Raw genomic sequence first — 8,779 nt, 5'->3', positions numbered from 1 at the left:
ACTCCTGCTTCCTGACTTCATAGGCCTTGCGCTCATTATCGTAGTTAAGAATATAACCCTCGGCGATTTTCCTGTCGTTCTCCATGCCCTTTACTATATCCTGTTCAATCTGTTCAGCCTCTTCCATTGTCCTTCCCCTCCAGTACCCTGATAATCTGCGGATCCATTTCGGTGGCCACATCAGTATCCAGCTTAGTTATTGTGATTTCCACCCGTGGTCTTGCCTTGTCGATGCCTGCTATCTTAGTACCGTCCCATGATTTTATAATTCTGTCGTCGGACAGGATCCACCTTTGGGCCAATACCCTTTTATGGTTGATCGTCACATACTCATCGCTGATTATGTCGGCTGTGGCCTGCATAAGTCCTACCAGGTCCGGGTAATGGGCCCGATTTTGGAGGTAATAATGAGCTGTAACCTGGACTCCCGTCTCAAAATGTTGGTATCGCGATGGTGTAATCTTGTATAACATCTGCTGCCGGAAACTCTCAGCATACTTCTTATAGTTTGTGCTTGGAAGTACGGCTGCATGGCCTCTGGCTATAATGCCATGGTTCTTCTTGGTGGCTGGCTGGCCTTCTATGGTGAATGTAAAACTATTCATGTTCTCCCCCTAGTAAATCGTTCCATCTACCCGGTGCCAAAGATGCAGGCAGTTCTTTTTGATGTCTACATACTCGCCTGCTTTTGGGTGGATCTGCACGCATTCCTCATCCTCGTTGAAGAATAAATCCTTTAGCGTGCACATCTCGTCCCATGTGGGTGTGTGCCCGTCTACTGGTGCAATGCTTACATGGTCGTACTTGCCGGATTCGTTCCTGCAAAACACAACGCTGCAAGCTGGAAGGTCTTTTCTTTCCAATGCTCCAATACCTCCCCATTCCTCCAGAACTCCAAGCTGGAGGCCCTTTATTTTCTGTATCTCATAATTACTTTTCATTATTCCCCCTCCATAACGTCATAATTTATATCATCCGTTTCCCACACACATGGGAAACCTGTCAACAGGCATTCTTCTCCATCAAGTTCATCATAAAATTCGCACGCTTCACAACATATCTGGTCTTCACAGTGTCTCTTAATTTTGATTATTGCCTTGTAAATTTCACTTTTCTCCATTGTCAGCCCTCCCCATATTTCCAATACCACTTTTTTAGCAGATACCTTACCCACTTAATTGGAATAGATATGATCCATCTTGGATAAACAAATGGTTCTGGTTCAACCATAACCCACGTACCGTTATCTAATTGCTTATAATCACTCATTGTCAGCCCTCCTTCGTTTGCCATCTGTTCATATCTCTTACCCATTCTCCAGGCGGACAACTTTCGTCAAACATACAAGCTTCCTCGCCTTTATCAATCTTGTTAAATATACAACCTTTGCAGGTTGGATAATGCTCTACGCAGTATTGGCTAATAGTTTCCATTGCTTCTTTTGCTTTTATGTCATTCATTGTCAGCCCTCCGCTCTTTCATTTTCGCCCTTTCGTATATCATTCACCATTTGCTCATAAGTCGGAATATATAACTGGCAAGTAGTCATGGTATCTTCGCTTACTTTAATGTTTTTCTTCCAGCATTTACCATCTAAATATTGTCTGCAATTTCCACAAAAATTACCCATTATCAGCCCTCCTGCCTCTCATGAACCACTCTGTCTCCAATAATTCGTATAAGGTCGTGATGATATCCCCGGCAGTAATTCTTAAGTGCTACCTTCTGGAGCTCGGCCCATACCATGTCTTTAATGGGCGGGTCCTGCTTCTCCAGGTCCAGCATACTATTAAGGGTTACGGTTATAAGGTCGCCGTACTCCTCCATCAGTTGCTCCCGGTTTTTGGGTGTGGGATTGGTTACATACTGCGCGGCGGCCTGCTTTACTTCCTGCCATTCCTCATCCAAGGCCCGGAAGCCATCACCTAAGGATTTAGGTGTGCCCATTTCCGGCAGCTCTTTTGGTATTACTAAAATCTTCATTTTTCCACCTCAATACAATTTCTATTCATAAATTCTCCCGGTCCTCCGGCTCCTGAGCTTTATCCTGGCAGCTAATGTGAAGCCGTAACCTGTAAAAATGTCCTTTACCTTGGCTATGGCCTCATTAAGCATCTGCTGGTCATAGGTAAGGTGCTCCCGTTCTTTTTTGTGACTGAAAGCCTCATAGGCCGTTGGATCCTTAATGTGATCTGAATTGTATAAATCCAATTCTGGCTGCATTGTTTTCATCCCCTATTTACTCCTTTCAAAGTTATCCACAGGATAAACCCTTATTTTATGCGGGTTTAAAGCCTCCCGCTTGTTGAGTTATCCACAGAAATTTAAAAGTTATCCACAGAATATTAACGGGTAAAAAATCCTTAAAAGCGTTGATACTGTTGAGCTGACGGCGATTTATCCACAGGATTTATCCACATATCCACAGGTCCTATTATTCTACTATTCTATATATATATTATTAATATATTATTTACCCTACTCCAGTAGGGCGGACCCACCCTACCCTAGTAGGGTACCCCACCCTACTACAGTAGGGTTTCCCACCCTATCCTAGTAGGGCGGGTATATAATTCTGCGGTGAATATTCTTTTCATCTTTGAAATGTTTTGTGGAAAAATACTCCATCTTTTCCAGCTTGGGAATAATCTTCTCCACATTCTTAGGTCCAGAGCCTGTTATCTCAGCGATATACTGATTGCTGGCAGTGCAGCGGCCATCCTTTGACAGCCCGTATATCACCGCCAGCACCAGCTTTTCTGTGGAGGTCAGCTCCTCATTCTGTAGGATATCTATGGGGACCCAGAGGCCTGTAAATTCTTTTTTGGCCATATTTCGGCCCTCCATATCATGCTACATATACCGGAGCCCCGGTCACCCTGCGAATACGTTCCCTGAAGTCCTCAGCGTCGCTGTTGTCATCACTGAGGTGACACAGCCATATAGCATTTGCCATTGATGTGTCCAGCTCCTCAAAATAGGCTTCCAAATCCTCCACGGCCATGTGGGTCTTTACCACCCTGTTGGCCCTTGTCCGGTCCATGCCTTCCTCTACGCGCTTATCAAGAATATCTACGCTGTAGTTGGCTTCTACCAGCCAGTAGTTTATATCCTCGAACCTGTAGGGCATTCCGGCAGCGTCGGTTATGTAAATCAGTTGGTCACCGGTGGCTACGCTCTTAATTCTAAATCCGTAGCACAATACGTCATGATCTACTTTAAAAGGCACGACGTCGAATGTCCCCAGGGTAATATTTACCAATGAAACATAGGGCTTTGTGCCATCATGCTTGGCGGCCATATCAAGTGGTACGTATACTTTTATTCCCCGTCTGGTTAAGTCGTCTACTGCGTGACTGTGGTCGTCGTGGGCGTGCGTAATTAGGGCCCCTGCCAATTCGCTCACCTTCCAGTCACAGCCCTCTGCTATCCTTTGCATGGATATTCCGGCATCCAGCAGGAGGCGGCTTTTGCCGTCCCCTACCAGATAGGCATTGCCTTTACTGCCGGAAGCCAGCACCTTAATGTCAAGCATTAGAAGTTTGGCTCTCCTGCATCAAATTCCAGTGCAGGGGCTTCACTGGTCTCTGGTGCAGGTGCTTCCTGCTGTTGTGCTACAGCTGTATCAAAATCCTGAGGCGGTGCATCAGGTGCTGGCTCATTGTCGATGTAGTCCGGTGTTCCGTCCTCTCTGATTACTGCCTGGTCGCTGTTAATGGCCTTGGCCATAGCGTCACCACCCTGCATATCAATACTCATTATTCCGTACTTACTGATGAGCTGTTTCAGTACGGTCTTCAAGGCCATTACATCGAAATTGGTCGTCCACAGGCTCCGGCTGTTGCCGTATCTCTTGTCGGCACCGTAAGACTGGGAATATTTGGCGGCGTGCGCCTCCACTTCCTCCCTGGACATGTACAGCATTTTCTCGAAGCCGTTTACCAGCTTGAAATATGAGATATATCCAATAACCGTGTCGCTGGTTCTCTTGCCCCTGACAATCTCGCCCGTGATAAAATCAACGCTCGCAATCTCACCCTCATGTACCACGCTGGCATTTATCGTCTTATACTGGCCGGTTCTCATAGCCAGCTGGATGATGCCCTTGTAGCCAATCTGGAAGGTGGCCTCTGCTCCGGTCTTGTTCTTGTAAGGGATAATGTAGGCAAAACCCAGGTTGGGGTTTATTGGCAGTTTCAGGGTGGCGGCGGTCATGGCCGCGCTTATTGTGGTTTTTGGGTCACATTCTGCCAGGGCCGGTGTCTGCTTTACCAGGCTCAGGAGACTTGTTACAAAGGCCCCGGCTCCCTTATTCAGCACCTCATTAAACTTGGCCTTGATGGCAGAGCTGCTGATCCAGCTCTCTACCGTTGCTACATTCCCTTTTCGTACCATTTCCTTCTGCTGCTGTGGTGTCAATGCTCTTTCCTGTGTCATAAAATTAGCCCTCCTTAGTGATTGTCAGTTTATCTGCCAGGCCGTCCACCTTAAGTTTGATGATTTGGTGCCGTGGCATTTCTATCGGTGTTGTTACGCTTTCGGCCCGGTCAAGGATAACCGGCAGATATACGCCGTAGTGGGCGCTGAGTACCTTGATTATCTCCAGCCCTGCGTTCACCTGGGCGGCAGTGTTGGCTGACTTATATTCCACCAGATTTCCGTCCTTGTCCGGTATCATCGGCTCACATACCTCTTTGAGGCCGCCGTTAATCTGCTCCTTAAAGAGCAGAAATTTGATTGACTCGAATTCAGAGTCTATCTTGTTAGTGACAAGTGCTACCTTCTGCCTGTAGAAATTCTCCACCATGGCGATACCGGCGTCGGTCTTATCAAGTTCGGCCCCAAGCTCCTGTTTTTCGGTTTCAAGGTCATCAATGCGCTTTTTGGTGGCCTTGGCTGCATTGGCAGTTGCTTCCTGCCTCAGGAGCTCATTGAGCTTTTCATTTATTTCTTTAAGCTCAGGGTTCTCCTTGGGTGCTGCCGTCTCATCCGTCAACTGTGCTTCCAGCTCAGCAATCTTAGCAGCAGCTTCCTTGTACTTGTCGGTTTCCTCGTATGGAAGAGGCGTTTTAAGCTGGGCGTTTTCGCTCTCATAGGTTGCTCGGAGCTGGGCAAGTGCCGCATCATTTTCCCTGATAGCCGCCTCCCATTTGGCCTTTTCCTGCATAATATTGGCGATGCGCTCCTTGGAGCATTCCTTCCCGGCCTCATTGATGCGCTCCTTTTCCTTGCCCAGCTTATCAAGGAATTTATGCCGGAGGTCGTTTACCATGTCAGCTGGCAGGCTCTGACCGCAGGTAGGACACATCTCCTGGGCTGGGTCCCATTTCTGAGCCTTCAAAGCTTCAAAATCCTTTAGAAGAGCTTCCCGTTTCTGCTCCATTGTAGTAATGGCCACGCTTATGGTATTCAGGTTACAAAGGGCATCACTTTTTGTCTTTTCTGCCTCTGATATCTTGGATTGAACATCTCGTATTCTTTCGAGAATGCCTCTATTTTCGTCGTTAGCCTCTTTTAGGTATATTTCCCTACCCTTTTCAATTTCGGCCCTGTATCCGGCAACTGCGGCCCTCAGAGCGGCAGTCTTATTGTCAGCTGGTGTCGAAAGTATGGCCTGCTTCATTCCCTCCAGCTCTACTATCTCACCGGAGCGCTTCTTAGCCTTCTCCGGTGTTTCTTCTTCCTCCGGCATGGTCTTGGTCAGTTCGTCAATACGTGCCGGTATCTCATCCAGCTTCTTGTTGATTTCCCGTCGGCGGTTTTTGGCTATGGCCATGAATTCCTCCGGGCTGTACTTCTTGCCATCGTCGGCACCCGGAACCAGCAGAATGTCGTTGAGCTTTTCCAGCCCTGCCTGCTTGATTACATCCTCGTCGCTGATGTCACCCAATACCTCAAAAAGCACTTTTCGGCGGGCCTCCATTTTCAGTTCCTCTGCAAAATACCCGATGCGGATCATCATCGGTATGTTCTCCAGCCTGGTATTGCAGAAAGTCTCCACTACCGTCTCATAGTCCTTCTTTTTATGTGGTACACCATTGACAAAATACTCTGTTTTATGGCCTGCAAATTCAGGGCTCTTGCTGCCGCGCTTCTTTTTCCATATCTCATGGAAGTCCTTTTTGAGCACTATGTCGCCGTCCTGGCTGGTCAGCGTCATTTCTGCAATGTGGTTTAAGTTGTGGCTGCCCTCTGTCTTGGGGGTAAAATCCTTCTCCCCCGTAATAGGCTGGTCAGTAACCAGCCAGCTGATGGCGTTGGCTACTGTGGTCTTACCTGAGCCGTTTGGGCCGTATATGGTTACGGTTTCCATGAGGTCAAGGTCCAGCTCCTTGATACCTCTGAAATTCTCCAGATGGAGCTTCTTAATCTGCATATATATCCTCCTTATAACAGCTTGTACTCTATGTTTTCTTTGTCGATGTTCTTCATCCTGATGAACCCCATCTGGATCAGGATGGTGTTTGCTCTTTTGAGCTCATGCTTGTCGTAATTACCCAGGGCCACATGCATTTCCCTGAGATTAATTGGTATCCATTCATTGCTGGTGCGCATATAATGCCATAGTAGGCGCATATAAAATGCCTGCACAAAGGGAATGATACCCGCGCCCTTTTCCATAAAGCGCATAAATTTGGCTTTTGCGTCCTCTCGTTCGCTCATTTCTGTTGACACTCTCCTTTGAAAATTGATAAAATTGAGGCAGCTAATTTTTCCCGCCGTTTCCTGGGTGCCAGTCCAGGGAGCGGTTTTTTATTGGATTTGTATCTCGATAAAATTTTTATTAGCAGCCTTTTTAGTACGAATAAACCGTACACGTTCCAGAATAGTCAGCGCAGCAAAAAGCTCAAATTGCGTACCTCCCACTGCTTCCTTCAGGTCATTAATGCCAATATTCATCCACTCGTCTCCGGTGCTCAGCCATTCATAACAGAGCTGCATATACACAGCCTTGGCCAGCGGCAGCATACCTTTTGAATTTTCCACAAAAAAGAAGAACTTGCTGATAAAATCCTGTTTTCCCATATTTACCTCCTACTTAAGAAAAGGGAAAATTACCCCGGTAAAAATGGCGGCCCCGATGATACCTCCCACCATGCCGGCCCCCAGCAGGGTCCATGCCTCATTGCTTAACAGCGGAAGGACCCTCTTATGTATACGCTTTGGCCTCTTTATCTCAATATTGTCGAAATTATAAAACATCCTTTTTCTCACCCTCCCACGGTGTTATCTCATCCTTGTAAAAATCCGGGCTCATACCGGCTGCCACATAACTGTACGGGCAGTCATCGCCCTCTGGGTTCTCATTCATCACTGGCATATTGTACTTGGTAAGGAATTTGCACAGATTACACTTGTCCTTGTGGTGCCCATTACAGCGGCCACAAGTCCGGGGAATAATCCCTGACCACAAATCCAGCAAATCATCCTGGCTTATAATTAGGGTTTCATTGAATTTCATGCGTTCCTGATATTCTCTCACGCTGTTTATGCTCGGTACAAAGAACGGCTCCAGCTTCTGACATTGGTCAAGCCAATTCTTTTTTGCTTCCTCACTCATGAAATCGCCACGCCTTGCCATGGCTTTCTTCATGTAGGTAATGCCCAGCTTCAGGTATCGCATAAACGACTTATCCGCCTTCCCCTGGTAGTAATTTATAATATCTTCCGCACACATACACATTGTGTACATTCTGACAACATGGACCTTTTCGGCCCGGTTCAAATATTTATTCATTTATTTGTACCTGCTCCATTTCTGTTTCATCATGCGGTCATAATCCTCCATAGCTTCTTCAATCCTTGACTGCCGCCCTGATACTTTACACAGTGCCATAACCATGATTGCAACCAGCACACCACCGGCACCAATGCACAGCCAAACAAAGGCTTTTAAATCAAAATCAAACATTATTTTCCCTCCCTCACCTGGTTGGCGGTGCGTCCAGCCAACCGGCCAGCACCATCACCAGCAGGAACAATACCGGGACCAGTACCCACCTTACGGTGGCGTCCCACATCATAGCCTTACGCTTCAGCTCTACGCGTTCGCGTGTCGTCATACTACTTTCGCCTCCTCACAACAACTATCCATAAACTTGTACAAATCACTCAGCCGATATTTTCTCTCGGTCTGCCCAGGCAATATCCAAACGCCTATCTTGTTATCCTTTACCAGCCGGCATAATGTACCAATAGAAGTACCCAGTATCTTTGCAGCCACCTTCTGACTCACAAACTGGTCAGTGATGATAGGTAATACGTTACTCCCGCTTTCCTTTATCTCCTTAATCAGGAGCAGGATAGCGGGATTTTCTTTTGTTATGCGGTCAATTTCCTGCACCGCTTCCAGTGCCTTTTCCAGCTCCATCTTTCTCACCACCTGTTACATCATCCCTCTAAGTTTCATTTCCATTCTGTGGGCCTCATAGTGTGGGAAAAAATAAATAGGAGCCATCTGCCTTAGCCTATTTGGCGTCTTCCACTGAAAGAAAATACATGCCTCAGACACACACGTTTCCTCCCTACCCATCAAAGAGCAGTAGGCCCCATGTTCCCCGAAAAATTTACAATCAATACATCTTGCGAAATCCATGTCCCCGCTCCTTTCGTGATATAATCCCTCCAAAGGAGGTGATTAATATGAATTTGCCCGACATCCTCAATTCAATAAAAGGTGAATTGAAAAAAGCTACAGATAACGGCCAGCCTGCATTTACACCAGCTCAGGTTGACGCTATCGCAAATGCTATTTATGTAGCTGTAAAAAAACTTGTGA

At 46.8% G+C, this 8,779-nt stretch carries 19 protein-coding genes; all 19 read right to left on the bottom strand.

What is annotated here, in order from left to right:
• Positions 1–113 precede the first annotated feature (113 nt).
• The 19 genes from Q0Y54_RS09985 to Q0Y54_RS09895 all read right to left on the bottom strand — a co-directional run bounded on the left by Q0Y54_RS09985 (position 114) and on the right by Q0Y54_RS09895 (position 8,383).
• Entirely contained in the window at positions 114–605 is a 492-nt protein-coding gene (locus Q0Y54_RS09985) for a hypothetical protein (protein ID WP_297967144.1), read from the bottom strand.
• A 9-nt stretch (positions 606–614) separates the two neighbouring features.
• Positions 615–941 carry a hypothetical protein gene (locus Q0Y54_RS09980; RefSeq protein WP_297967139.1) on the bottom strand — a complete coding sequence of 109 codons (327 nt, stop codon included), beginning with the start codon at positions 939–941 and terminating at the stop codon, positions 615–617.
• Positions 941–1,120, bottom strand: a complete 180-nt coding sequence (locus Q0Y54_RS09975) for a hypothetical protein (RefSeq protein WP_297967134.1) — start codon at positions 1,118–1,120, stop codon at positions 941–943. Before Q0Y54_RS09975 ends, Q0Y54_RS09980 begins: the two co-directional genes overlap by 1 nt.
• Before the next feature lie 2 nt (positions 1,121–1,122).
• Positions 1,123–1,269, bottom strand: a complete 147-nt coding sequence (locus Q0Y54_RS09970; RefSeq protein WP_297967128.1) for a hypothetical protein — start codon at positions 1,267–1,269, stop codon at positions 1,123–1,125.
• Between the two features lie 2 nt (positions 1,270–1,271).
• Positions 1,272–1,460, bottom strand: coding sequence for a hypothetical protein (locus Q0Y54_RS09965; protein ID WP_297967123.1), 189 nt, complete (start codon positions 1,458–1,460; stop codon positions 1,272–1,274).
• 2 nt (positions 1,461–1,462) lie between these two features.
• Positions 1,463–1,630: a hypothetical protein gene (locus tag Q0Y54_RS09960; protein ID WP_297967120.1), complete on the bottom strand. Its 168-nt coding sequence runs from the start codon at positions 1,628–1,630 to the stop codon at positions 1,463–1,465.
• Positions 1,631–1,632: 2 nt separating this feature from the next.
• Positions 1,633–1,983 carry a hypothetical protein gene (locus tag Q0Y54_RS09955; RefSeq protein WP_297967118.1) on the bottom strand — a complete coding sequence of 117 codons (351 nt, stop codon included), beginning with the start codon at positions 1,981–1,983 and terminating at the stop codon, positions 1,633–1,635.
• A 21-nt stretch (positions 1,984–2,004) separates the two neighbouring features.
• Complete coding sequence (locus Q0Y54_RS09950) at positions 2,005–2,232, bottom strand: hypothetical protein (protein ID WP_297967115.1); 228 nt, start codon at positions 2,230–2,232, stop codon at positions 2,005–2,007.
• Between the two features lie 321 nt (positions 2,233–2,553).
• Positions 2,554–2,832: a helix-turn-helix domain-containing protein gene (locus Q0Y54_RS09945; protein WP_297967110.1), complete on the bottom strand. Its 279-nt coding sequence runs from the start codon at positions 2,830–2,832 to the stop codon at positions 2,554–2,556.
• 16 nt (positions 2,833–2,848) lie between these two features.
• On the bottom strand, positions 2,849–3,535 hold the full coding sequence (locus tag Q0Y54_RS09940) for an MBL fold metallo-hydrolase (protein WP_297967107.1): 687 nt from the start codon (positions 3,533–3,535) through the stop codon (positions 2,849–2,851).
• Positions 3,535–4,437, bottom strand: coding sequence for a recombinase RecT (locus Q0Y54_RS09935; RefSeq protein WP_297967102.1), 903 nt, complete (start codon positions 4,435–4,437; stop codon positions 3,535–3,537). Before Q0Y54_RS09935 ends, Q0Y54_RS09940 begins: the two co-directional genes overlap by 1 nt.
• 4 nt (positions 4,438–4,441) lie before the next feature.
• Positions 4,442–6,376, bottom strand: coding sequence for an AAA family ATPase (locus Q0Y54_RS09930; protein ID WP_297967096.1), 1,935 nt, complete (start codon positions 6,374–6,376; stop codon positions 4,442–4,444).
• Positions 6,377–6,387: 11 nt separating this feature from the next.
• A complete protein-coding gene (locus tag Q0Y54_RS09925) occupies positions 6,388–6,663 on the bottom strand; it encodes a hypothetical protein (RefSeq protein WP_297967094.1) in 276 nt (91 codons plus the stop codon).
• Positions 6,664–6,753: 90 nt separating this feature from the next.
• Positions 6,754–7,026, bottom strand: a complete 273-nt coding sequence (locus Q0Y54_RS09920) for a hypothetical protein (RefSeq protein ID WP_297967091.1) — start codon at positions 7,024–7,026, stop codon at positions 6,754–6,756.
• Positions 7,027–7,035: 9 nt separating this feature from the next.
• Complete coding sequence (locus Q0Y54_RS09915; protein ID WP_297967089.1) at positions 7,036–7,203, bottom strand: hypothetical protein; 168 nt, start codon at positions 7,201–7,203, stop codon at positions 7,036–7,038.
• A complete protein-coding gene (locus tag Q0Y54_RS09910; protein ID WP_297967086.1) occupies positions 7,193–7,738 on the bottom strand; it encodes a DUF5651 domain-containing protein in 546 nt (181 codons plus the stop codon). Before Q0Y54_RS09910 ends, Q0Y54_RS09915 begins: the two co-directional genes overlap by 11 nt.
• Positions 7,739–7,912 carry a hypothetical protein gene (locus tag Q0Y54_RS09905; protein ID WP_297967084.1) on the bottom strand — a complete coding sequence of 58 codons (174 nt, stop codon included), beginning with the start codon at positions 7,910–7,912 and terminating at the stop codon, positions 7,739–7,741. It abuts the gene before it with no gap.
• 13 nt (positions 7,913–7,925) lie between these two features.
• The gene (locus tag Q0Y54_RS09900) at positions 7,926–8,063 is read right to left on the bottom strand and encodes a hypothetical protein (RefSeq protein ID WP_297967082.1); all 138 of its coding nucleotides are present in this window, start codon (positions 8,061–8,063) and stop codon (positions 7,926–7,928) included.
• The gene (locus Q0Y54_RS09895) at positions 8,060–8,383 is read right to left on the bottom strand and encodes a hypothetical protein (RefSeq protein ID WP_297967080.1); all 324 of its coding nucleotides are present in this window, start codon (positions 8,381–8,383) and stop codon (positions 8,060–8,062) included. Before Q0Y54_RS09895 ends, Q0Y54_RS09900 begins: the two co-directional genes overlap by 4 nt.
• Positions 8,384–8,779: the final 396 nt, after the last annotated feature.

The sequence above is a fragment of the uncultured Anaerovibrio sp. genome (genome assembly GCF_947302755.1).
In the GTDB taxonomy this organism is placed as follows: domain Bacteria; phylum Bacillota; class Negativicutes; order Selenomonadales; family Selenomonadaceae; genus Anaerovibrio.
This window is presented reverse-complemented; position numbering and strand designations above follow the sequence as displayed.